Annotated in this window: 27 protein-coding genes; 3 read left to right on the forward strand and 24 right to left on the reverse strand. The window is 38.8% G+C overall.

The annotated features are described in order from the left end of the window. Window positions 1–16: 16 nt before the first annotated feature. The 16 genes from B7C41_RS08810 to B7C41_RS08885 all read right to left on the reverse strand — a co-directional run bounded on the left by B7C41_RS08810 (window position 17) and on the right by B7C41_RS08885 (window position 13,680). Complete coding sequence (locus tag B7C41_RS08810; protein WP_085298412.1) at window positions 17–469, reverse strand: hypothetical protein; 453 nt, start codon at window positions 467–469, stop codon at window positions 17–19. Continuing rightward, window positions 459–1,295: a PulJ/GspJ family protein gene (locus B7C41_RS08815; RefSeq protein WP_085298413.1), complete on the reverse strand. Its 837-nt coding sequence runs from the start codon at window positions 1,293–1,295 to the stop codon at window positions 459–461. Before B7C41_RS08815 ends, B7C41_RS08810 begins: the two co-directional genes overlap by 11 nt. Continuing rightward, the gene (locus B7C41_RS08820) at window positions 1,295–1,879 is read right to left on the reverse strand and encodes a type IV pilus modification PilV family protein (protein WP_085298414.1); all 585 of its coding nucleotides are present in this window, start codon (window positions 1,877–1,879) and stop codon (window positions 1,295–1,297) included. The genes B7C41_RS08815 and B7C41_RS08820 overlap by 1 nt, the downstream gene beginning before the upstream one ends. Continuing rightward, window positions 1,869–2,399, reverse strand: coding sequence for a type II secretion system protein (locus tag B7C41_RS20600; RefSeq protein WP_085298415.1), 531 nt, complete (start codon window positions 2,397–2,399; stop codon window positions 1,869–1,871). The genes B7C41_RS08820 and B7C41_RS20600 overlap by 11 nt, the downstream gene beginning before the upstream one ends. Before the next feature lie 239 nt (window positions 2,400–2,638). Further along, a complete protein-coding gene (locus B7C41_RS20605) occupies window positions 2,639–3,160 on the reverse strand; it encodes a type II secretion system protein (RefSeq protein WP_085298416.1) in 522 nt (173 codons plus the stop codon). Window positions 3,161–3,187: 27 nt separating this feature from the next. Further along, complete coding sequence (locus B7C41_RS20610; RefSeq protein ID WP_085298417.1) at window positions 3,188–3,805, reverse strand: type II secretion system protein; 618 nt, start codon at window positions 3,803–3,805, stop codon at window positions 3,188–3,190. Between the two features lie 106 nt (window positions 3,806–3,911). Continuing rightward, window positions 3,912–4,409 carry a hypothetical protein gene (locus B7C41_RS08840; RefSeq protein ID WP_085298418.1) on the reverse strand — a complete coding sequence of 166 codons (498 nt, stop codon included), beginning with the start codon at window positions 4,407–4,409 and terminating at the stop codon, window positions 3,912–3,914. A 25-nt stretch (window positions 4,410–4,434) separates the two neighbouring features. Further along, entirely contained in the window at window positions 4,435–5,670 is a 1,236-nt protein-coding gene (locus tag B7C41_RS08845) for a type II secretion system F family protein (protein ID WP_085298419.1), read from the reverse strand. An 11-nt stretch (window positions 5,671–5,681) separates the two neighbouring features. Beyond that, entirely contained in the window at window positions 5,682–7,397 is a 1,716-nt protein-coding gene (locus tag B7C41_RS08850) for a GspE/PulE family protein (protein WP_085298420.1), read from the reverse strand. A gap of 1 nt (window position 7,398) precedes the next feature. After that, window positions 7,399–8,553 carry a tetratricopeptide repeat protein gene (locus B7C41_RS08855; RefSeq protein ID WP_085298421.1) on the reverse strand — a complete coding sequence of 385 codons (1,155 nt, stop codon included), beginning with the start codon at window positions 8,551–8,553 and terminating at the stop codon, window positions 7,399–7,401. Continuing rightward, entirely contained in the window at window positions 8,550–9,458 is a 909-nt protein-coding gene (locus tag B7C41_RS08860) for an ExeA family protein (RefSeq protein ID WP_085298422.1), read from the reverse strand. Before B7C41_RS08860 ends, B7C41_RS08855 begins: the two co-directional genes overlap by 4 nt. A gap of 10 nt (window positions 9,459–9,468) precedes the next feature. After that, window positions 9,469–11,148 (reverse strand): pilus (MSHA type) biogenesis protein MshL, encoded by a 1,680-nt coding sequence (gene mshL / locus B7C41_RS08865; RefSeq protein ID WP_085298717.1) that lies wholly within the window; start codon window positions 11,146–11,148, stop codon window positions 9,469–9,471. Between the two features lie 8 nt (window positions 11,149–11,156). Continuing rightward, a complete protein-coding gene (locus B7C41_RS08870) occupies window positions 11,157–11,480 on the reverse strand; it encodes a hypothetical protein (RefSeq protein WP_085298423.1) in 324 nt (107 codons plus the stop codon). Beyond that, entirely contained in the window at window positions 11,473–12,177 is a 705-nt protein-coding gene (locus B7C41_RS08875; RefSeq protein WP_085298424.1) for a hypothetical protein, read from the reverse strand. The genes B7C41_RS08870 and B7C41_RS08875 overlap by 8 nt, the downstream gene beginning before the upstream one ends. Continuing rightward, window positions 12,174–12,779, reverse strand: a complete 606-nt coding sequence (locus tag B7C41_RS08880) for a PilN domain-containing protein (RefSeq protein WP_085298425.1) — start codon at window positions 12,777–12,779, stop codon at window positions 12,174–12,176. Before B7C41_RS08880 ends, B7C41_RS08875 begins: the two co-directional genes overlap by 4 nt. Then, window positions 12,772–13,680 (reverse strand): hypothetical protein, encoded by a 909-nt coding sequence (locus B7C41_RS08885; protein WP_085298426.1) that lies wholly within the window; start codon window positions 13,678–13,680, stop codon window positions 12,772–12,774. Before B7C41_RS08885 ends, B7C41_RS08880 begins: the two co-directional genes overlap by 8 nt. A 117-nt stretch (window positions 13,681–13,797) precedes the next feature. On the opposite strand from B7C41_RS08885, the gene B7C41_RS08890 reads away from it, so the two are divergent. Beyond that, window positions 13,798–14,745 (forward strand): 1-aminocyclopropane-1-carboxylate deaminase/D-cysteine desulfhydrase, encoded by a 948-nt coding sequence (locus B7C41_RS08890; protein WP_085298427.1) that lies wholly within the window; start codon window positions 13,798–13,800, stop codon window positions 14,743–14,745. 253 nt (window positions 14,746–14,998) lie between these two features. Here the strand turns inward: B7C41_RS08890 and rplI are convergent, their stop codons facing one another. The 5 genes from rplI to B7C41_RS08915 all read right to left on the reverse strand — a co-directional run bounded on the left by rplI (window position 14,999) and on the right by B7C41_RS08915 (window position 17,700). Beyond that, window positions 14,999–15,451: a 50S ribosomal protein L9 gene (gene rplI / locus B7C41_RS08895; RefSeq protein WP_085298428.1), complete on the reverse strand. Its 453-nt coding sequence runs from the start codon at window positions 15,449–15,451 to the stop codon at window positions 14,999–15,001. 20 nt (window positions 15,452–15,471) lie between these two features. Then, window positions 15,472–15,699, reverse strand: a complete 228-nt coding sequence (gene rpsR / locus B7C41_RS08900; RefSeq protein WP_077283912.1) for a 30S ribosomal protein S18 — start codon at window positions 15,697–15,699, stop codon at window positions 15,472–15,474. Between the two features lie 66 nt (window positions 15,700–15,765). Further along, a complete protein-coding gene (priB, locus tag B7C41_RS08905; protein ID WP_407919554.1) occupies window positions 15,766–16,098 on the reverse strand; it encodes a primosomal replication protein N in 333 nt (110 codons plus the stop codon). 7 nt (window positions 16,099–16,105) lie between these two features. Next, complete coding sequence (rpsF, locus tag B7C41_RS08910) at window positions 16,106–16,522, reverse strand: 30S ribosomal protein S6 (protein WP_085298430.1); 417 nt, start codon at window positions 16,520–16,522, stop codon at window positions 16,106–16,108. Window positions 16,523–16,680: 158 nt separating this feature from the next. After that, window positions 16,681–17,700, reverse strand: a complete 1,020-nt coding sequence (locus B7C41_RS08915) for an ABC transporter substrate-binding protein (protein WP_158089104.1) — start codon at window positions 17,698–17,700, stop codon at window positions 16,681–16,683. Window positions 17,701–18,050: 350 nt separating this feature from the next. On the opposite strand from B7C41_RS08915, the gene B7C41_RS08920 reads away from it, so the two are divergent. Continuing rightward, a complete protein-coding gene (locus B7C41_RS08920; RefSeq protein WP_085298432.1) occupies window positions 18,051–18,842 on the forward strand; it encodes a substrate-binding periplasmic protein in 792 nt (263 codons plus the stop codon). Here the strand turns inward: B7C41_RS08920 and rlmB are convergent. The 3 genes from rlmB to B7C41_RS08935 all read right to left on the reverse strand — a co-directional run bounded on the left by rlmB (window position 18,839) and on the right by B7C41_RS08935 (window position 22,933). After that, window positions 18,839–19,597 carry a 23S rRNA (guanosine(2251)-2'-O)-methyltransferase RlmB gene (gene rlmB / locus B7C41_RS08925; protein ID WP_085298433.1) on the reverse strand — a complete coding sequence of 253 codons (759 nt, stop codon included), beginning with the start codon at window positions 19,595–19,597 and terminating at the stop codon, window positions 18,839–18,841. The genes B7C41_RS08920 and rlmB overlap by 4 nt on opposite strands. 91 nt (window positions 19,598–19,688) lie before the next feature. After that, window positions 19,689–22,163, reverse strand: coding sequence for a ribonuclease R (rnr, locus tag B7C41_RS08930; RefSeq protein ID WP_085298434.1), 2,475 nt, complete (start codon window positions 22,161–22,163; stop codon window positions 19,689–19,691). Window positions 22,164–22,315: 152 nt separating this feature from the next. After that, window positions 22,316–22,933: a tetratricopeptide repeat protein gene (locus B7C41_RS08935; protein WP_143764337.1), complete on the reverse strand. Its 618-nt coding sequence runs from the start codon at window positions 22,931–22,933 to the stop codon at window positions 22,316–22,318. Window positions 22,934–23,163: 230 nt separating this feature from the next. On the opposite strand from B7C41_RS08935, the gene B7C41_RS08940 reads away from it, so the two are divergent. Then, window positions 23,164–24,219 carry a sensor domain-containing diguanylate cyclase gene (locus B7C41_RS08940; protein ID WP_085298436.1) on the forward strand — a complete coding sequence of 352 codons (1,056 nt, stop codon included), beginning with the start codon at window positions 23,164–23,166 and terminating at the stop codon, window positions 24,217–24,219. Window positions 24,220–24,294 lie beyond the last annotated feature (75 nt).

The raw sequence follows: 24,294 nt of genomic DNA on the forward strand, positions 1-24,294 counted from the left end.
AATAACCATAACACATTTACAAACTACGAGCTTCTACCTCAATTTCCCTAGAGGCCTTTTCACCATCAATATCACATTCGCCTATGCTAGTAATAGTGTAATATGTCGTGCCACTATTCGTAAACATTGAACAACTCACCTTAGCCTCGCATTGCGCTAAACCTTCAACATTATTGAAAGTTTTTGCTGTTTCCGCGTTTATGCACGAAGAAGTCGCATTATTTAACGGAAAAACTTGCGATAACTGCCATTGCGCACCTGATTGTGCCGCAGTATAAGCACGCGTTCCTAGCACTTCAAAAGCTAAGCTTTCTTGGCTCGACGCCATCATTTTAACTAATGCTGCGCCAAGTAATGAAATAACAATAATAACGAAGATTGCAATCACTAAAGCACTACCTCGGTTTTTATTAATACTCAAAGGCTTGCTAGGTGATTTAAGTTTTTTACCATGGCTATTATGGAACATTAGGCACCTGCACCTCATTGTTAAAGACAATAGTTTCTGAATTTTTAAAGAAGGCTAGCCGTACCTGTACCAAGGAGTTTCGCTGTAATGTCGCATTCGCGACATCAAAAGATGAAGCTGAGTTATCAATATATTCGGCCATTAAACTCCAGTTGTCTTTGCCGTTATTAGTACCGCGAACGGGGATATTGTCAATAGCAGAATTAACATAACCTTCGTATCGAAATAACTGGCTACCTTCAAGGCAATAAGCAGTAGCTGTACCGATAAAGTACAAGCGATTTGTCGGTGATTCAGTTTTAAATTGTGTCAATGCACTCAACGTAAGTACGACAGGGACTGAAGAATTATTCAGTTCATGCTTTTCATAGTCTAGCGAAAGTGACTCAAAACCCGCAATCACACCGTTGGGCATATCATAAACATCATTACTGTTCAGTGCATATACAGCAATACGTGAACTATTATTAACAAGTGCGCTAGCAAACGGAGCCAATGTTATTGTATTACGTGCAGCTTCGGGAGCCACGGGAATATCCAGATATGTAGCACTACGTGCAATGGGAGTAAACTCCAAACATTGCTTACCGCTACCATTTACAATTCGCATGCTATTAGGCAGTGCATTTCTCACTTCTCGATTAAGTCGTTCAACAACAAATCGAGCGGTTGAGATCAATTCATCACGATCAGCTGCATCAGTATAGCTTTGCGTACCAAAACGAAGAAACGTAGTCGCACTGACCGCTAAAACTCCTATGATCACAATAACCGTGACCAACTCAACCAGCGTAAAGCCGTTCTGTTTGTTCCACATTTTATTCATCAGAAATTATACCGATAAGCAGAAAAGACAAAATCAAAGCCTTGCGGCGTAGTAACAGTTACCGTGATCAGCTTAGCATTGCTTATGTTAGCATCCGCAATGCCATTGTTATCGCTATCATAAACAACCCTGACATGGGTTTTAAACCCTCGGTATATATCGGCTAATGAATCATTTTGCCCTAGCGAACTTTCTATATCCCTTAAACCGTTATAATCATCGACATCATTGAAAACATCTCGTACTTCATCGACATCAAGGCTTATCTCATCAGGTCCTAAATTATTAGCTGTTGTGCAAGTAACACCGTCTTCTCCACATCGAATTAACCCACCGGACATGTCCGACTTTTCATCAAATGCCTTACCGAGAATTTCATTGATCATCGATTGCCCTAACTCAGCGGCACGAATTTGATGTACTTGCTTGGCGCTTTCAATTGCTACGGGATAAACCAAGGTCGTAAATATCGACAAAGATATCGACAGCACCACGATACCTACGATAGTTTCGATTAAAGTAAAGCCTCGTTGTACCGTCAGCGATATATAGTTTTTATCTTGACGAAAGCGTTCACAGCGCATGGATATAGCCTTCCGATTCAATTCGAACAGTTAAGGCTTGCTCACCAGTGATGACTATTTCACAAGGATTACTACAGTTTTGAGGACGGCCCATAAAGTCAAAGCTAAACACAGTGCCGCTTGGATTAAACGTGACATTGTCATTGCTATCTATTTCAACTAAGGTCGCTCTTTTTTCGCTTTGATCAGCAAACTCAGGAGGAGTAGAGCACTCACCCTCTCCTACTTTTTTTTTCACTTTACCAAGCTTTGTACTGGTGATCATAACTTGATGACAATTATCATTTGCTTGTTGCATAGCACGCGTTTGGATTAAACGTAATTTGGCAATCACATCGATGCGATAAGCATATTCAGAGAAACCATTTGAAGAGAAGAATTTTGGTGCAACAGTGACCGAAAGAATAGCCAAAATAACAATAACAATTACTAATTCAATCAAGGTAAAGCCAGCACCTTTGCTCATATTAAGCGGATTGGATGATGAAACATCGCTATTCTTTTTCAAATAGTTAATCATCTAACGGTGCTTCCCCTGATTAATATTCGGTTACTCGGTAAACCTAGATGTTAAGTCTAGCAAGACCTTCAATGCAAGCTGATTCACCCTGATCTGATATTATTCAAGCTTACTTTATTAATAAGAAATACAAAAGACTAACTTATATCAAAACACTCAATATTCAAAATACTATATTAAAATTAGAAACAAAAAAGGAGAGCTAATGCTCTCCTTAAAGTAACAAACGTCAAAGGTTATTAACAACCAGTTACAACTATAGTTACATTAGGTCGAGTTCTCAGCGCCGTAGAGTCAGGATATGAAATCTGACATGCAGTTTTTGTTGTAGCTGATATATGCTGAATCAAGGCAGGAGCAGCATTCGTCACTTGAAAATTCCCTGAAGTGCCATCTGTACTGGATTCAATATCTAATAAGCCTAATATGCCTATCGCCGTATCAGCATCTGCGCCAGTTCCTGTTGTTAGAGTTTGCGCTGAAGGATAACCGTTAAATACTGAATAATGTAAACCATCAATTATAACAGTTTGACGACCTGATGTTTTACCATCAACCAATGCTTTTGCATGTACCATGCTCACCGCACTTTCAATACTACCTTCAACACCTTGCATAACCGAAGCACGAGCATCACTGGTTAAATCAATAAACTTAGGCGCTGCCGTAGCGGCTAAAATACCTAAAATAACAATCACAACCACTAATTCGATTAGAGTAAAACCTTGTTGTGCATTACTACGATTTGTTAATGTTTTCATAAAATAAACCTTCTATTATTAAACCAATTATTGATTGTTGATGTAAACAACAACAGAACTATTTGCCGGTTGATAAGTAAAGCTATTACCGACTGTCGTCAGCACGCCGGGGTCAGTAAAGTTATTATTATTGTCTTTATTTAGTGTTTCTTTCAAATAAAAATGACACAAGGTATTAGCGTTACTGCCCGATTTTGCAACAAAATAATCCATATAAGCATTACTATTAAGCGTCGAGATTACATTAGTCAAGCGTGGTGGTTGCTGTAAAATACTTTGCCAAATATCGATGCAATCAGTCGCTGTCAAACCAGCTAAACTGTCGCCATTGTCTGCGATACCGGTAATATAGCCGGGCCTAATTTTAAGTGTAGTAGTATTACTTTCTTTGGTTAAAAATAACGTAGTGCCATCATAATCAACTGCGTTTTTGCCATTAGTATCTTTTGGTCGCCCTTCAGCTTCCCATTGTGCTCGTACTAAGGAAACAGCCGTAGCAAAACCACCTGCCATGCCTTCAATATTCGCTTGTTTTGCTTGGTCGGTTAAGTCAATAAATTTAGGAATTGCTGTGACAGCTAGAAAGCCTAAGATCACCACAACAATTACCAATTCAATGAGCGTAAAACCTGATTGTTTTTTCATACCAACCTCACTTAAATATATCTATACTGATTCTAGCAATTAATTACTAACAAAGTCACCCACTTACTGATTATTATGCCAGCCTCTACAGTCGAATTATTAGCTTTTATTGCTTAAAATCAACTTTGCCATTGTCACTATGATAGATGAAGTACTCACCACTGGGTAAGCTGAACTGGCAATAACTCGCAACTTCCCGTCCCTGATGACTCACCAACACAGCCTCAACTGGCTGCTTTATATAAACCAAAGGAGATTCCATAACATATTGCCAAATAAGTTGGCAGCGCAAAGCGTCATTTTTTACATCGACCCAACCTTTACCGTTTACGGGTACCTTTAATTTACCCTCTCTTTTATCATTAAAATTACCTTCAATGATTACAAACTTAGGCTGAGCGTCCATAAACCATTGTGCACGAATACCATTAATACGCGCTGAAAAAACATGACTAACAGATTCAAAACCAGCCCGTGTTAGTTGCCCTTGATGTTTAAAGAAGTAAAAAATAAAGCTGGCCATTAATAAGGCCACGAGCACAACCACAACAACGACTTCTCCAAGCGATCTTTCACTTTTCTCTGTAACTTGCAGTGGTGTCATGTTTTATTCCTAATAACTAGCTGATTTACCCTTTAAACGCCGACATCATGTCCCACATTGGCGTGAATATCCCTAAGGCTAGCACTAGTACCATGCCTGCTACTATTGCAATCATAATCGGCTCTATACGAGCCGTCAGTGTACTCAGCTCATAATCAACTTCTCGCTCGTAATAATCCCCCACTTCTTCTAACAACTCATCAACACGGCCAGTTTCTTCTCCTACGGCAATCATTTGTAATACTAAGGGGGTAAATAAAGTGCTGCTGGATGCAGAGCGTAATAAGCTTTCGCCACTTTCTATATTACTACGCATAGTCATTATTTTTTTACGCATATAGGTATTGTCAACCGCATCAGCAACCAAGGTTAAGCCTGTTGTCATCGGCACGCCAGCACGTAAAATAATAGAAAAGCTATGTGAGAAGCGTGATAAAATAGAGCGTTCAACAACTCCTCCAACGACTGGTAGTTTCAACTTACGTTTATCCCAAATAAACATGCCCTTTGGTGTTTTTAAGTAGTACCGTAAGGAAAAAATTCCGCATATGCTCACAATAAGCATATGTGGCCAATAGTCTAAAAAGAAATTTGAGCTACCAATGAGCATCTTTGTCGCCCATGGTAAGTCTGCGCCTAACTTTGTAAACATATTAGCAAAAGTTGGAATAACAAAAATATTTAATATCACCATGGCAGCCACAATGGCAATAAGTACGAATGATGGGTAACGCAACGCCGCCTTAATACGTTTTCGGGTTTCTTGTTCGCGTTCAAAATAGCTGGCAAGCTTTAAAAATGCATCATCAAGCTTACCGGTATTTTCTCCGACATGAACCAAAGAAATAAAAAGCGGGGAGAATAATTTCGGGTGCTGGTGTAAGGCAGTAGATAACGGGTATCCGCCTTCAAGTTGCGTAGATATTTCACTTAGTGCCGACTTTAGTTTTACTGAAGTACTGGACTCTGCCATACCATTTATGGCACGTAAAATAGGTACACCAGATTTTACCAAAGCGTACATTTGGCGACAAAAAACAATTAAGTCATCTAATGTGACTTGGTTTAAACCTAGCAAATCTCCAATATCGATATTTTGAGATGAGCTTCCCTTAGTTGAGTATTTTGCTCCTTCAATTGATATCGGAATAATGCGCTGTCGGGACAATTGTTCTGCAACCTGCGCTGAATTAGCCGCTTCAATCATTCCTTTTACTTGGCTACCGTTTGCATCTCGACCAATATAATTAAAAGCAGGCATAATTTATTTTCTTATCCCGTCACATCAACAGTTTCAACTAGGCGTAACACTTCTTCTACACTCGTAATTCCTAGCTTAGCATAGTCAAAGGCGGCTAACGCCAATGGTTTAAATTCAGGGTGATTTTTGGCCAATTTGCTGAACTCTTCGGTGTCTTCACGCTTTAAAGCAGCCATCATCGCTTCGCTCATTTCCAATAGCTCAAAAACCCCAATACGTCCTTTATAGCCAGTATGTTGACAAGTTTGGCAGCCTGTACCATGACTAAATTGAATATTTTCAATATCGCTACCAATAAGACGAGATAACCAGACTAACTCTTGCGAGTCTGGAACATAAACCTTTCGACAACCGTCACAGATTTTTCTTACTAGCCGTTGGGCGATAATAGCACGTAATGAGCTACCAACTAAAAAGCCCGCAGCCCCCATATCAAGTAAGCGTAATGCACTGGTTATTGCATCATTGGTATGTAAAGTAGACAGCACTAAATGACCAGTTAATGCACCTCTCAAACCAATTTCTACAGTTTCTTGGTCACGCATCTCACCTACCATCAAAATATCTGGATCTTGTCGTAAAGCTGTACGTAGCACGTTTGAAAAGGTTAAATTAATTTTGCTATTAACTTGCACCTGATTAATCCGGGGCAGTCTATATTCAACAGGATCCTCAACGGTAATAATTTTTTTACTTGAAACATTAAGTTCGCTTAATGCCGCATACAAGGTGGTAGTTTTACCGCTCCCCGTCGGCCCTGTCACGAGCACCATGCCATGTGGGCGTGAAATTTGATGACGAATGCGCTTAACAAAAGCCTCTGGCATACCCGTTTCATCTAATGACAAAAGCCCTGCTGATTGGTCTAACAAACGCATCACCACCGATTCACCATGCTGAACAGGCATGGTAGACATACGGACATCAATACTATGGCCATTGATTTGCAAGTTAAAACGACCATCCTGTGGCAAGCGTTTTTCAGAGATATCTAAACCTGCCATCAACTTTAATCGCAGCACCATCGCCGAAGCTATTTTATTTTCTTTAAGAATATTTTCTTGTAATACCCCGTCAATACGTTGTCGAATGCGTAATGAGTTCTCATCAGGTTCAATGTGTACATCGGAAGCACGCATTTGCACTGCATCAGCAAAAACTGATTGTAATAACTTACCAACAGTTGCATCACCACCTTCTTCAAGGAATGAATTAGATAAATCAAAGTCACTACTTTGATCGTACTCTTCTTCTAACTGGCTCGCAAAAGACTCAATATCTGCGGTACGACGATATAGCCCATCAAAAGCCTCAAATAATTGCGATTCCATTATTACGGCAAGCTTTAAACGTTTAGGTGCAAGCATTTGTTCCAGTTGGTCAAGCGCACTTAAATCAGCGGGATCACTCATACCGATCAGCACAGCATCACCTTGATCTTCAATTACTAAGGCACGTAAACGCCTGGCATGTACTTCGGGCAACAACAGCGCGACTTCGTTAGGAATACGACGCTGACTTATGTCTAAAAATGGTACATCGAGTTGCTGTGCTAAGAACTCAAGTAATTGACGTTCACCAATATGACCTAGTTCAATGAGAACATCACCTAGCTTCCTACCGGTTGATTTCTGGCTATTTAGCGCCTGCATCAATTGTTCATCACTAATAATACATTCGTGAACCAGTAAGTCCCCTAAGCGCATTTTTAATTTAGGTGCAGCCATATTATTCTCCTAACTCTACTAACCGTTGACGGGCAAAATGCACTGCATCTTTTGAAAGGTTACCTTTGCTAATAGCTTGATGATAAGCATTACTTGCTGCCTTAAATTGGCCCTGACTATCTAGTGAAACAGCTAAGCCTAACCACCAACGACCAACAGCGGGTTCAAGCAGTAATAATTTATGATAAGCGGCACTGGCAACCTCATGTTCGTTAAGCTCTACAGCTGCACCAGCTAATAAAATTTGTAATTCAACTTTTTCGCTACTATTGACCGGGCTAAGTAAATTTAACGCTTGTCTAGGCTGTTCTTGTTCAAAGTAAATACGCGCAGCCATCAAACGCATTTCTTCTGCGTTTGGTGCCAAAGCAATACCTTGTGAAAGCAAGTTTATTGCATCTTGATAAGCTTTTTTACCGTACCATAAAGCAGCAAGTTGTTTTCGTGCTATTTCATGCTCAGGTAGCAAAAGTAAAACATCTTCAAATAACGCTGCAGCTTTTTCAAGCTTATTAACTTCCATCGCCCGCTCAGCTTCAGTAATTTTTTTATCCACTAGCGCTTTAGGTGATAGCTGCGAGCGCGAAATAGTCAATGTTGGTTTGCTGTTATCAGGGTTGTTTGTTGCTGCTATTTCAGGTGCTTCTGTCATAGACGACTTACTGCTTCGCTGTTTAATAACTTTACTGCGGTGATATTCCGTCGATGGATTATCTCGCTTTGAGCCGCCTGTGATCGGCTGTGCGTTATTCACTATCGACTGGCTGGCTGGCTCAATTATGGGTTCTGACAATGTTGGCTCAAGATCTTCTACTAACTTAGTACCTGAAGTTTCTTTTTTGAGGTCTATCGTTACTTTTGTCTTTTCAACATTAATATTTTCACTGCTATTATCTTTATCAGCTGTTGTATCCAAATTAATTTGTCTAACAGCAGCGCTTGATTGCTGCGTTTGATATTTTAGCGACTGGTTTTCAGCATAAAGTTGCCAAGCAAATATGCCAACAACATTGATTAAAACAATGAGAATAACCACAGCAAGAAAGATTTTAACACTAGAGTTTTTAGCCGCTACAGAGCTCAAAGGGCTAGAGTTTTCGGCTTGCTCTCCTTGACGTTTATCAAGATCTTTTAACATTTGATTAATGACACTCATACGGACACCCCATAAATACTCCAAACGTAAAACAGAGCGGCAATCATTACAGAAAAGAGCAAGCTAACTAAATAGGCGCTTGAAGTTTTTTTACCATGTGTACTTTCGGTATCTTTTATCGCACTTGATAAATGTTTTTTCGTTAATTGGCAACTACCTTCACCATAGCCTAGCATCAGCATTTTATGGCAGATAATATTGACTAATCTAGGAATACCATGTGTTGCTTTTGCTATTTTTTTGGTTAATGCATGGCCAAATAAATTTTCGCCTTTATAACCTGCGACTTGTAATCGGTGTTGAATATACTGTTCAACCTCAAACTTTGTCATCGCTCGTAATTTATAAGAAAAAGTAATACGTTGCTTTAATTGTCGAAAGGCTGTTTCAGCTAAACGCTGATCTAACTCTGGCTGGGCAAACAGCACCACTTGCAGCAACTTACGAGTTTCTGTTTCTAAATTAGTAAATAAACGCAGGGCTTCAAGACTTTCTGAGGGTAATGCTTGTGCTTCGTCTAGAATTAATACGACCGAATGACCTTGGCTATGCAATTCTAATAATCTTGTTTGAATGCGCTGAGTTAGTAACTGTAATGACATACGTTGTGCATGTTTAACACCTAACTCAACGGCAACTGCACGACGTAACTCATCGGGCTTTAAGTAAGGATTGGGGATATACGCAGTAACAAAGTGTTCAGGAATTTCATTAAGTAATTTTCGACAAAGTAATGTTTTACCTGTACCTACTTCTCCAACGACTTTGATAAAGCCCTCACCCGTTTTTAAGGCAGTAATCAGTACCGCTAGAGCCTCATTATGGGGCTCTAGCCCTAAATAAAAGTTGGTGTTTGGTGTTAGCGTAAAGGGTAGCTCTCGCAAACCAAAATGATACAGGTACATAGTGTCTTACTTAATTACTCATGACTTTGGCATCCGAGTCTTCAGGAAACCACTGTTTTAGCAGTGCCCTAGCATCCTGTAACTGGTTTTTCCAGGTATCATGCCCAATGACAATTGGTTTAAGTAATATAACCAGCTCTTTCTTTTGCACTGATTCACTCTTACTTTTAAACAACTCACCAAATACAGGTATATCACCAAGAAACGGGGTTTTAGATTCCAAATCCGTTTTACGCGTTTCAATCAAGCCACCAATAACAACAATCTCACCTGATTTTGCCCGAATAATAGTGTCAGATTCACGCACACTACTTTGAGCTAATGGCAGTACGATATCTTGATCACTGAGCTTAATAGTTTTCGTTTGTTCTGCCGTAAGTGTTACAGAAGGGTGGATATGTAAAATTACTTCTCCATTGGCATCAATTTGTGGCGTAACATCCAATGCAATACCCGAAAAAAATGGTGTTAAATCAATTTCAGGTGTTGTGGTTGTTGAAGTTCCTGTTGTGGTCGTACTGGAAACATCAGTAACAAAATATTCATCATTGCCAACTTTAATAATTGCTTTTTGATTATTCGTTGCAGTAATTCGTGGACTCGAAAGCACCTGCACATTACCTTGGGTTGAAAGTAATTCAATAACCCCACTGAAGTCTTTATTCAAAAAACTTAGACTTGTCGTTCCACCAATCGCTGATGAAATAACATTTCCAGCAATACCACCAGATGTTGAAAAGCCTATATCTGTGCTTTCAATATGGCTAAGTACTTGTTCCCACTTTACACCTTGTTGATAGTCATCATTAAGAGTAACTTCCATTATTTTTGCTTCAATAATAACCTGACGACGTAAATGTTCTTCAGTTGTAGTAATAAAACGCTTTACTGCGGCTATTTCTGACGGCAATGCACGAATAGTTACCAATCCTGCTTGCGGTGAAATAATCACAGAACGCCCACCTTCACTTCCAACTAGTGCTGTTAGTGTTTCCTTTAATTCAGTCCAAAAATCCGATTCATTTTCAGTAGAAATGTTAATACCACTGCTACCATTTTGACTATTTCGATTACTGCCATTATTACTGTTATTACTGCTGCTATTTTGGTTATTGTTACTGCTATTACTTGAGCTATTAGGATCGTTTTCTGATACGCCGCCTGAGTTTATACTGGTGCTAGAATTACCTATACGTTTAACGTATAAATAGTTTAATGGAATAGTTTCAGTGCGAATCCCGGCAGGATACACTTGAATAACCCGACCTTGCCGACGAATATCGTAGCCATATAACGAGCCAACAACGTCTAAGGTTTCATCAATAGTGACATCTTTCAAATTTAAGGTAATGGCACCTGAAACATCTGGATGGATAGCAATGCTATAAGGGGAATCTTCAACAATGGCAGCAAAGAATTGCTCCGCTGCCACGCCACTTGCCGCTATTTGTAAACGTTTTTCAGCCAATAAGCCATGGCGAGCTTGCCGAATTTCTTTTTGCATTAACTCTTGTCGAAGTGCATTAGGTAAACGCTGTAATGGCTTTGGTGCTGGTTGACTCGCTTCAGCTATTGCTGCGTCCAAAGCTTGGGTAACATCGGTTGGCGGCTTAGGGGCTGACTGACAACCCGATAATACCAATACTGCCGAGTAACAAAATAACTGCATTTGGTGTTTTGTATTTTTCATTATTTTTTTCATTTCGATTTCGCTATAACACCGGAAAATAAAGACAATTCCATTCTACCTTGTGGTGAGTGCAATACCACCCTCTTCGAATTTATCGCGGTTACCTCGTAACCTTTATATACATCGCCTACAATTAGCGTTTTACCGTTAATCACTGCTTTTTTTAACTGTTGGCTCTGTATAATTGACTGTAAAACTATGTCATTTTTTTTCTCATCATCACTATAGGACGAAGATGCTGAAATACCAAACGGTCGAGTAGGGTCAACTTGTTGACCGTTGACTGCCAAAGGCAGCAAAAAGAGCAATAACGCTCGCAAGATTTTAGACACCAATAAACTCCTGTGCAGTACTTAAGCTATAAATTTCCACTTCAAGCTCACTAACCGGATACTCTTTTAACTGGTAATCAAATTTTTGCCAGAAAAACTTCCACGACAAACCTTCTAACTGGGCTAAATATTTTTTCAGTTGAAAATACTGCCCTTGTAATTTAATTTTTATACCATGGCGGTATAAGCGTAGTTGGCTTGTTTCAGTACTTAGCTTTTTAGTTTCTGGCAATTTATCAATAGAGATACCATCCCTATTTACATCACGATTTTCCGTTACTGGTTGTGCAGATAGTACTTTAAATGACAATAATTTAACGCCTGATTGTAATTTTAGTAATTTTATTAAGGCATAACGCATTTGAATTGGATCGATTAAGTCAGAAGTTAACTGCAACAGCTCTTGGTCAATTTCACCTAACTTTGTTTGATATTGGCTTAACTCTCTTTTTAGTGCAAGGTTAGGGTCTTCTCGTAATGCCTGCTCAAACATTGCAATTGAGTTTATATTATCTCTATTACTTTTCTGCGTTTGTATTATATTCTTATTCAGTTGCTTGATACGCTGAAACGACGAGTCTAAAAACAAACTATATGAAATAAAAACAATAGCCACTAAGCCAGCAATAATAATTAAATACTGCTCTCGATTAGATGCATTGGTAAATTTTTCGCTATAACGTTGCCATCTCGTCATCGCGCTAATCCTTTTTTTACTTCAGCAGAACTAACAACGAACTCAGTTAACTGTTGTTCATTTTCTGATAAAGTGAAATTGATAAAGCGCTTACCCGATAAAAATGTTGAAGACTCAAAGCCTGATAGCCAATTAGGCACTGCATCAGGGCTTAGTGCTAAACCAGCAAAAGTTATATTACCATTACCAATATTGACGCGCTGTAAGCTAATATTTTTATCATGAAGCTCCGATAACTCAGTCATAGCAGTTGAGAATCCTGCGCTGTAAGTTTGTGCTGGGTCGGTTAATTGCTGATGTAAGTGCTGCTTATTTTCAATAACCAATTTAATCGTATTTAATTGCGCTAAAAGCTCTGCATCTTGACGATTCCTAGCGACATCAAGTTCTAGGTTTTTCAACTGTATTTTTTGGTTAGTATTCACAGAGTTTAGCGCTTGAAATTCGACATTCAAACTATTCACTTGTAATCGAACAACAAACATCAAAACTAACATCACGGCTAACACCAAAAACCATAGACTCATAACACGGTTAAGCGTCCACAAAACTTTTGGCGGCAGTAAATCAGCTTGCAATAAATTGATCGAATATTTAGCCATTATTTTCTGGCTCCATAAAGTGCAACTGAGTGGCTGCTATCGCGACTGCATTCTCGCGTTCACCTTCAAGCAAGTCAGGCATCGTAAATAACTTAACTTCTAGGTTAGTGTTTTCAGCAAGCTTACGAGCTAAAAAAGCTTCATTTAGCATTGGCACCAAAACTTCAATAGTTTTAACCGGCGCTTGCTTGAGTTGACGTTCAAAATAATCAGTTGAGCGCTGAATTTCTAAGCTTAATGAATCAATCATGCCCATGGTTAACTCATCTGTCGATTTTTTTGCTATTTGAGAGAAACCACGTAAACGGCGACTAAAAAATAGTTGCCCATCCTTAACAATCAATAAATTTATTTCTTCATTAGGCTGCTGACAAACTAATAATATGGCGTCTTGCTGGATAGGTAACAAACTGGCAAAAGCAAACTCTTCAGTGGTAATACTCTCAACTGTTAGCGTGTCAGTATTTAGGCTCGTAACTAATTCAACTAAATCATCTTTTGCAGTACAGACCACATTAATTTTTTCAACGCCACCAGATAGTGTTGGACCATCAAAATAATCAAGTACCATATTATCTGGTACAATACTGACTAAGTCTTTAATTTGCCATTTCAACGCGGCGTTAATTTCGGCGTCGGGAACCTTAGGTCTATCTACTTGTACAATGTGTGAATGCATATTTGATAACACTAAGTGACATTGCCCCTGTAGTGCATGTTCAATGGCTAATTCCTTTAACGTATTAATCAGTGACAAGTTTTTAACTTCGTTAGAGCCAGATGTATTTTCGCTATTTTTTTTAGCAAAAAAAGCTATCGACTGCTGTCGCAAAGCAATACCAATCAAATCAGAAGATTTTGGCTTTGAGAAAATACTTTGGATACGTGTAATAATTGTCATTAAGCGATATTATTATTTTATATACGTGCCAGGTAAAAACCATTATCGCTGATTCTAATTTCCGCGCAAGTGTTTTAATTGCTTCATGTTATTTAGTTTATTTAGAGATACCCTTTTATGACTGCGTTATCGAAATTGCAATCAATTAGCCACCCAATATTTAAAAAGCATCACATTTCTGTCGCCATAAAGCGCGATGATCAAATCAACAATATCATTTCAGGTAACAAATGGCGTAAATTAAAACATAACCTACGCCATGCTAAAGCAGCAACCGCCAAAGGTATAATTACCTTTGGCGGTTGCTTTTCTAACCATATTCACGCCGCGGCATTTGCTTGCTATCAACAAAATTTACCCATTATTGGCATTATTCGCGGAGAAGTAAGTAACCAAGATAATTATACTTTGGCTTGGGCCAAGCATTGGGGCATGCAACTCAACTTTGTTGACCGAAAAACTTATCGGCTACGTAATGATGAGAGTTACCTACAACAATTACAACAACAATACCCAGATCACATCATAGTGCCTGAAGGTGGCAGTAATACTCTTGCATTGGCTGGCGTAGCAGAAATTATCGATGAGTTAAATCAACAGACTGAGTTTGACACGTTGATAACTCCCGTAGGCAGCGGTGGCACGTTAGCGGGACTTATTCTAGGAGATAAGGCGCAACACCAACTAATTGGCATATCAGTGTTAAAACAGCAAGGCTACCTCGAAAGTCAGGTAGAAGAACTTCTACCTGCTGAAGCCAAAAAGCTTAACAATTGGTCTATCATGAATCAATATCACTGCGGTGGTTACGCTAAATTTAGCCAACAAGACGCAGAAAAAGTACGGGAATTTAGTCAGGTCACAGGCATTGACTTTGAACCTGTGTATTCAGGGAAAATGATTCTAGCATTGTTAGAGCTTATTGAGTCAGGCTATTTCCAGCCTCAACACCGGATTATATTATTACATACGGGTGGCATACAAGGACTGGCAGGCATGTTTGAACGCGGTATTCTGAATGAAGATGAATGGCCAACATTACCTTTGCCGCCAATGAGTAAATAATACCAATACGTATAATAGATTGACCGCTTAGCGTGAATTTAAAAGCTTAAAAGCAAGGCATTACTTGCAGAGAGTGGCTGTTTTCAGTGACTGCTCCTGCGTTATTCTAGTATCACACATCCGTTTGGAAAACTTGCCAAAATCAATCACGCTGTATATAAGTCGGTAATTACGAAAATAAATACCAAGATATAAAAAAACCCTGAGTTCTTTACAGAATTCAGGGTTTTCAATATATCTTTGCTAGGAGCGATTAAGCTTCAGCAATAACAACAACTTTAATTGTTGCATCTACATCGTTGTGCACGTGAATTACGATATCGAATTCACCTGTTTCACGGATGCTACCTAAAGGTAAACGTACTTCAGCTTTAACAACTGCAACGCCAGCTTCAGAGATTGCATCAGCAATATCACGAGTGCCGATAGAACCGAATAATTTACCTTCGTCACCAGCTTTAGAAGCGATAGTAACTTCAGCTAATTCAGTTAACTTCGCAGCACGAGCTTCTGCAGCAGTTAATTGTTCAGCAAGTTTCTTCTCTAAGTCTGCACGACGAGCTTCAAAGTGCTCAACGTTAGCTTTAGAGGCAAAAACAGCTTTACCTTGTGGTAATAAAAAGTTACGAGCGTAACCAGATTTAACTGTTACCTTGTCACCAAGGCCGCCTAATTTGGCGATTTTATCAAGAAGGATTACTTCCATTTTCAAAACCCCTTATTAGGTTACTTATGTAAATCAGTATATGGTAATAATGCTAAGTAACGAGCACGCTTGATCGCACGACCAAGTTGACGTTGATATTTAGCACTTGTACCAGTAATACGGCTAGGAACAATTTTACCACTTTCAGTGATATAGTTTTTTAGTACAGCTGTATCTTTATAATCGATTGCAGCAGCACCTTCCGCTGAAAAGCGGCAGAACTTACGACGTCTAAAAAAACGAGACATGGATTTCTCCTAAATTGGCTTCCTTTATATTAACTGACAATTGTCGATTAAATAAAATGGCCTAAATTAAATCATTTCAATTTGTTGGGCATGTAATGCCAAAAGCGGATTTCCGTTTCTGGATTCATGACGGTTAATAAAACCAGTCACTCTAATATTACACCCTTCAATTAAATCACGAGTTAAGTGTTGTGACACATTACCTGTCGCAACAACCTGTATTCGAACAAATGCTTGTCTGTTCAACCCTGCTTCATTTTGTATAGACTTATGGTCCATTGAAAACTGACAGTGCTTAATACCGGCTGGGCTAGTTGACGTTTTAGGTGGTTTTACCACATGTCCGGTCAACACCAAGCAATTCTCTTGACTACTTGTCATAGAAAGAGAGTTGGTCACTGGTTACTTATTCTTCGCTCGCAGCTTCTTCTGCAGCTGGTGCTTCAGCAACTGGTGCTTCAGTAACATCTTTCTTCACTTCGCGACGCTCTTCACGACGGTCTTCTTTAGCAACAGCCATAGCTGAAGCCTCAGTTACCGCGCCTTTAGTGCGCATGATCATGTTACGAATAACAACATCGTTATAACGGAAAGAAGTTTCTAGTTCATCAATAGCTGCTTGAGGCGCTTCAATGTTAATTAAAACATAGTGTGCTTTGTGCAATTTATTGATTGGGTAAGCTAATTGGCGACGACCCCAGTCTTCAAGACGGTGGATTTTGCCTTCAGCATTAGTGACGATGTCACTGTAACGCTGAATCATAGCTGGTACTTGTTCACTCTGGTCAGGGTGAACCATAAATACGATTTCGTAATGACGCATTACGAGCTCCTTACGGTTGTAGCCTCATCATCTGGCTCAGCCAACACCAGTTGAGGCAAGGAACAAAAGTTCAGGCTGAATTAAGGACGCGTATTGTAGGGAAAGTAAGCAGTAAAGGCAAGCCTTAATCATAACCTTATATTTATTTAAGTTTATGATTAAGGCTTAAGGTAAAAATTTAAAAAAACTTCAGAAGAGCCCTGATGAGAATTATTACGAAAAGAAATCAATAAGCCTTTCTCATCATATTGAAATTTCGATATTTTCTTCATAAAACAGGCTTGGGTTAACTGGTTTGAACATTGCCGTGCAACCTCCACAAAAAGTAAGGCATTTAGATAGCCTTCAAATTGCACCCTATCAACCTCAATTATGCCTTGCTGTTTCATATCATAAATAAATTGTTGGCAAATCTCTTTAGTGCATGCCTTTGGGTCAACAACTACTTCCGTCACTAGAACCTCACTTGATTGTTTTATTCTACTAAACAAGTCTTTGCTTGAAATAAATGAAACTGTTGTAAAAATTGGTTTATAATCATAGGTAAATGCCAAGTTAATTAGTTCAGCAAGAGGCTCGTAGGTACCAACAAAAGCAATTGCTTCAACGTTTTCTTTCTGCAAGATACTAAGAGCTAAGCTTATGTCCTGTGAGTTTCGCCTATATCTTGTAGTAACAACAGGTTTGACCCCTCTCTTTTTCATCGCTTGTATGTAGCCCTTTTCGACTGAGCGACCAAACTCATCTGCTTGAACTAAAAGCCCAATTTTAGTAATTTTTCTAGCGTTTATTAAATAGTTTATCTGCTGCTCTACTTCTTCGTAATAGCTAGCCCTTAAATTGAAAACATTGCTTATTATTGGCCTTCTCAAAAACTCAGCACCAGTGTGTGGTGTTATAAAGGGAATGTTGCTTACTGAAATTTCATTAATAACAGCATAAGTAGTGGGAGTTCCAATAAAATTAAAAAAGGCAAAAATATCGTTTCGTTTCAAAAAGCCAAGTGTATTTTGGTAAGTTTTATATGGCTCATAACCATCATCGAGATGAATAACGTTTATTGATGTCCCTGCAATACCACCTAATTTATTTATTTTATTAAAATATACATTTGCGCCTTGATTCAAACGAGTACCTAGTTGTGACACAGGGCCAGTAGTAACATTAGATACAGCCAAGTTAATCTCATCAGAAAAAACGCTAGTGTTCACCAACAGAAGTAACATACTGATATATTGAAACCGATAACAACTCCCCTTCGCCTTGGTAATTAATTGGAAAGGGCTATTAATACACAGTAACGTTATTTTTGTGATAAGAGCCATCAAAAAGTAATCCTACATTTTAATTCTCAACATTTATTCTAAGTGTAGAAAAGTATAATGAATAAATAAACTTTACTTCTTTAATGCAAGGTATATAGACTTTCCATAGTTTGCTAGGCATCAAATAAGTTAAGCTTCACTTTAAACAAAAAATTAAACTATACTCTTTAGTATGGTTAATCATAACTTTAAGTACATAAAGTATGTGTTATAAACGCATTCCTTTTAAACAGCTGTTAAAGTTCACTTTATTATTTTGCTTTTTACTTACAACAACAGCATACGCCTGTGAAGAGAGTAAAGGAAAAGCGATATTAGAAAACTATATTTGGTTAACTGAGGACTACCCTCCCTACAATTTTTACGATGAACAAGGTAGGCTTACAGGAATGTCGGTCGACATTCTCGAAATGGTTTATGAAGAACTACAAATTACATTTACCCGCGATGACATCCAATTAATCCCTTGGGCCAGATTAGTAAGAGATTTAAAGCTATCACAAAAATTTGCTGCCTTTACTATGGTTTATACTAAAGAGCGAGCAGAACACTACACCTTAGTTGCAACTCCTTTACCTACAACTATTTCTATTATGGTACTTGAAGAGCGCCTAGAGGAGTTACGTAAACGGCCAATCAAAGAATTATCTATAGCGGTTGTAAGAGAAGATATAGGTCAACTAGCACTGCAAAACATCAACTCTAAACAAGTAGCCACAACCTCACATCAAAGCATGGTTAATATGCTCTATCACGGCCGTGTTGATGCTATATCATTTAACGAAGAGCTAGTAAAATACCAATACAATGATGCCAGCTCAGATAAACATAACATCAGAACTCTCCTTACTTTAAAAGATAGCCTAGATAACAACTTTACTTTCCATAAGGAGACTCCTGTATGCGTGATAGAACTATTTACCTCAGCTTTAGCAAAGCTATCAAAAAAGGGGCAATTACAGCACATAAGGAAAAAGTACTTACCTGAAGATTAACCGACTAAGCGCTGCCGAACTATTTCAAATAAACAAATACCGGTTGCCACGGAAACATTCAAACTAGAGACGGTGCCTGCCATCGGTAATTTAACCAGTTGATCGCAGTTTTCGCGTGTTAGACGACGCATGCCTTTACCTTCAGCGCCCATCACCAAGGCCATTGGACCTGACAATTTTTCACTGTATAAACAGTTGTCTGTTTCACCAGCTGTACCGATAATCCATACGCCCATTTGTTGTAAGGCTTTCATGGTCCTTGATAAATTGGTTACTTGCACTAACGGTACGCTTTCAGCGGCACCTACGGCAACTTTACGCACCGTTGCGGTAACTCTAGCGGCATTATCTTTGGGCACAATGATTGCCTGCACACCTGCTGCATCAGCATTACGCAGACAGGCGCCTAAATTGTGAGGGTCAGTTACACCATCTAAAATTAACAAAAATGGTGCTTGCTGTTTGCGTTCTGCTGCAGCAAGAATATCGTCCAAATCAGCTTCTGTGAAGGTTTTGCCTGGCTTTACACGGGCAACTACACCTTGATGTTGCTCGCCTTCACTTTTATCATCAAGCACTTTGCGATTTGCCATTTGTGCTGGAATACCATATTTTTTTGCTAAATTGATAATCGGCATTAAACGGTCATCTTCACGACCTTTCAGTAACCATAATTCAATAAATCTTTCTGGAGCACTTTCAATTAATGCTTGTACAGCATGAATACCAAATGCCAATTCTTCTTGCTTCGCCATAAATTTGTTCGCTATTGTTTTTCAATGTATCGCAACCGACTACAGTATATTGCTTTATCGAGTTACTTATTAAGTTATGTCTATCTATGCTTTATTGGGCTTTTGCTTTTCTAGCATTTTTGCCTGGACGTTTCTTCCGGGCTTTTCGTTTACTGGCTTTTGCAGTCGTTGACTTGTCGGTTTTTTTCTTCGCTTTAGCATCTGACTTGCCAGTTTTTTTGCTTGGCTTAGCTTTTTCATCAAAGTTTGCTTTTGTATCTTTGGCTTTGCCATTAGCGCGTTTACCACGTTTGTGCTTATCACTACTTTTGCCTTTAGGTAGAGGCTTAGCTCGTTTAAGCACAGCATTATCGCCCGCCAATGCTAAATCTATTTTCTTTTCGTCTAAGTTTACAGCTGCAACTTGTACCTCTACCGTGTCACCAATGTGATATTTAGCGCCAGTATTTTCTCCGGTCAAAGACATACGCACATCATCAAAGTGATAGTAGTCATGACCTAATGAAGTAATGTGCACTAAACCTTCGATATGTAAGTCAGCTAAACGTACAAAGATACCAAAATTAGTAACCGTCGAAACAACGCCAGTAAAGGTTGCTCCAACATGATCCTGCATATATTCACATTTTAACCAATCAGACACATCTCGAGTGGCATCATCAGCGCGTCGTTCAGTCATCGAGCAATGTTCGCCAAGTTCAATTACCGCTTCAGGAGAATAATTATGACCACCTGCATTAGCTTCTTGCTGTGCTTGTTCATCTAAAATCGCTTTTATTACGCGGTGAACAACTAAATCAGGATAACGACGAATAGGTGACGTAAAATGACTATACGATGGCAAAGCCAAGCCGAAATGACCAATATTTTCGCTTTGATATACCGCTTGGCGCATTGAACGCAATAGCATGGTTTGGATCAGTTCTTGATCAGCACGATCGGCAATTTTCTCTAGAATATGGCAATAATCAGATGGCTCTGGTTGTGCTTTTCGCTCTCCCATCGACGACATATCAAGCCCAAGTTCACTGATATAACTCATAAAGTTGTTGTATTTGTCTTCACTCGGTTTATCGTGAACGCGAAATAAACCCGGCTTATTGTGCTTTTCAATAAATTTGGCCGTCGCAACATTGGCAAGGATCATACATTCTTCGATGATCTTGTGCGCATCATTACGTACTAACGGTATAATTGAATCTATTTTTCTATCCTGATTGAAAAGAAATAATGACTCTGTGGTTTCAAAAGCAATCGCACCACGTTCGGCTCTTGCCTTAGTTAATGTTTGATACATTTGATTTAGATTCTCTAAATCAGCCACTAAAGGTTGGTATTCGGCTCTTAAAGCCTCACGAGACTCTTCATCAGTTTGCTGCGGATTAACCCCTAAAATAGTGGCTACTTTACTATAAGTAAAACGCGCTTTAGAACGCATTACTGCTGGATAAAATTTTGAACCAGAAAGATTACCTGCTGCACTGATGGTCATTTCACAAACCATACATAATCGGTCAACATCAGGATTTAGTGAGCATAGTCCATTAGACAATTTTTCCGGTAGCATTGGAATAACTTGGCTTGGAAAATATACTGAGTTACCACGTGAAATAGCTTCTTCATCAAGTGCTGTTTTCGAACGCACATAATAACTAACATCGGCAATTGCAACCCATAAACGCCAACCACCACTAGGTTTAGGTTCACAGTAAACCGCATCATCAAAATCACGGGCATCTTCACCGTCAATCGTCACTAGTGGTAAGTCACGTAAATCAACTCTTGGCGCTTTTGCTGACTCTTCAACTTCATCTGCAATAGCTGAAACTTCTTCTAAAACATCGGCAGAAAACTGATGTGGCAAATCATGCTCACGTAAAGCAATTTCAATTTCCATACCCGGCGCCATATGCTCGCCCAGTACTTCAATAACTTTGCCAACGGCGTTTGAGCGTTTGGTCGGTCTTTGAATAATTTCAACCATGACCACTTGACCATGACGAGCGCCAGATTTTTTATCTGGTTTAATTAAAATTTCTTGTTTGATGCGCGCATCGTCAGGTACAACACAAGCGATATGATGATCAACATAATAGCGCCCAACAACTCCGGCTTTGCGCGGTTCAACTACATCAAGAATTTTGACTTCTTTGCGGCCTTTACGATCGGTTCTATCAAGTAATATCGCTTCTACGACATCACCATGAATGACACGTTGCATTTCATGCGAAGAAATAAAGAGATCTTTACCGCCGTTATCTGGCGCGAAAAAGCCAAAACCATCACGATGACCGATCACTTTACCCGTTAATACATTACTGCGTGAGGCGATAGCATATTGTTTAAATTTATTAAAAACGATTTGACCACTATTTTCCATGGCACGTAAACGACGTTTCAAGCCAACAAGCATATCTTCATCATGATATTTAAGCTGATTAACCAGTGCTTTAAATGTTGGTGGGGTATTCGATTTTTCGATCATCGATATTAGTAGCTCACGGCTAGCTACTGGCTTTTCGTATTTATCAGCTTCTCGCTGTTGGTGCGGGTCGTTTTGGGTCACATTTATTCAATAATGGTTTTTTGTTAAGTATATCGTAGATTAACTATATACCCAAACAACATGACGGTGCTTATTTCAACACCCGGCCGCTTCTTTAAAAAATTAAAATAGTGCTATTGTGGGATACAACTATAGCTTTATCCCTCAAACGGCTAATATTTTCCTTTTTTAGCGGCATTAACTACCCGCTCTGGCATTTTTTCTGCCAGCTTTACTAAGTTAGCAGCAATATTTCGATGCACCTTCTTATCGTCAGTAACTGACTGATGAAGCTGAACATACAATTGCGGGTAATCCAATGGACTACCTTCACCTGCGAGATAAATATCAGCTAGCCTAAGCTGAGCTTTCAGGTTTTTTAATGCCGCAGATTCTTTAAGAAAAGTGATTGCTTGTCTAACATCAACTTGTACAAACTTACCAACATGATAGTAACGCCCCATTTGTTCTAATGCTTCAGATAACCCTTGGTCTGCTGATGCCTGCATAAAATATAGCCCAAGCGGTACATCTTTTTTGACACAAACGCCGTAAGCAAGCATATCACCCCAGAGAAATTGATAAGATGGCATTTTTGATTTAACTGCCCGCGCTTCAATATCTTGCACTAACTGACAATCATCAATCACGACTTGGCTTAAATGTTTATTTTCTTTGATTAAATCAAGTAAAACATTGTCACTATAAATCTGCACCGCTGTCAATTCTGCAGCTGAAGCACTAAAAAAATTAGCCGATGCTAATAAAATAATAATGAGTAAACGTTGCATGTTTCTCCTTCGCAAATTAATGTAATTCAACTTAACTAACCTCTATATCGACATAGCCTACTGAAAATTTAATTTCATTATCGCACTATTTATTGACGCTAGTGTGGTGATGGATTCACCTTGCTCTTAATACTTAACGAAGCAAGCAAGTATAATACCAAAGAATCAAGCATCTTTTAGAACAAACATTAACAAAAGCACGCTTGCACTCTTTGTTAGAAAATATCACAATGATGAAAATTTGCACGGACCGAGTATATTCAGTGCCCAAAATTCACCAATTGATTGAAAATTCAAAAGTTAACGAGAGTATCGCTCGTAAATTATTTGAAATTGAAACCGAAGTACTTGCCTGTCAATCAAGTGAAGAACTGTTACAACGTTTACTTGGCTTGATCCAAGAAAAGTTTCAACTATCCGGTATTTCATTACTGTTAGCCGAGCCAACACCACTAAGTTACTTGATTAATGGTAATTTACAATCTAATTGGCACCAAAAAAATACTAAACAAATTTCTGCAGAAAAACTCACTTTATTACATTCTGATAGAAAACCTTTTTTAACTAACAAATTACAACAGCTCAATGATATCGTTCCGAGAAGTTTACTTAAAGGGGCAAAATCAGCGGCATTAACCCCATTATCATTGGAGGGTAAATTATTCGGCAGCTTATTGTTTACTGATAAAGCGTCAGCTCGATTTCATAACAATTTAGGCACATTTCATTTAGAGCAATTAGCAGTCAAAGTCAGCCTATGTTTGTCAAATGTACTAATCCGTGAACAACTTGAATATATGGCACATTATGACCGCCTAACTGGTGTTGCCAACCGGCGTTTAATGGAAGTATGCATTAATGAGGAGCTTATTCGTCAACGCCGATATGGCGTACCTTTTTCAGTGTTATTTATAGACTGTAATAAATTCAAAGCCATTAACGATACCTATGGCCATGATTGTGGCGACAAAGTGTTAGCATACGTTGCTAGCCAATTACAGGAATTGGTTCGAGAAAATGACAAATGCTTCCGATATGCTGGCGATGAATTTGTTGTAGTACTAGCAAGTCAAACTTTACCTGAAGCAGAACAGGCCAGCGAGCGTTTATGCAACTTTTTTGTCAATAACCCTATGCCCTTTCAAAATATGCACTTGCCAATAACCGTTAGTTGTGGCGCCGCAGCAAGTAATGGCCAGCAAAGTATGGATGAAATATTAAAAGTTGCCGATCAAAAGCTATATGCTAATAAAAAAACACAAAATGGTATGGTCTTTAAACTATAAGCTATAGCATTAGTGATAAAAGGAGCTATATTCTCATTAGCCTATAGTAATTAATAGTAATAACTAAATAGACTA

Origin of the sequence: Cognaticolwellia mytili (assembly GCF_002104475.1) — a bacterium.
Lineage (GTDB): Bacteria > Pseudomonadota > Gammaproteobacteria > Enterobacterales > Alteromonadaceae > Cognaticolwellia > Cognaticolwellia mytili.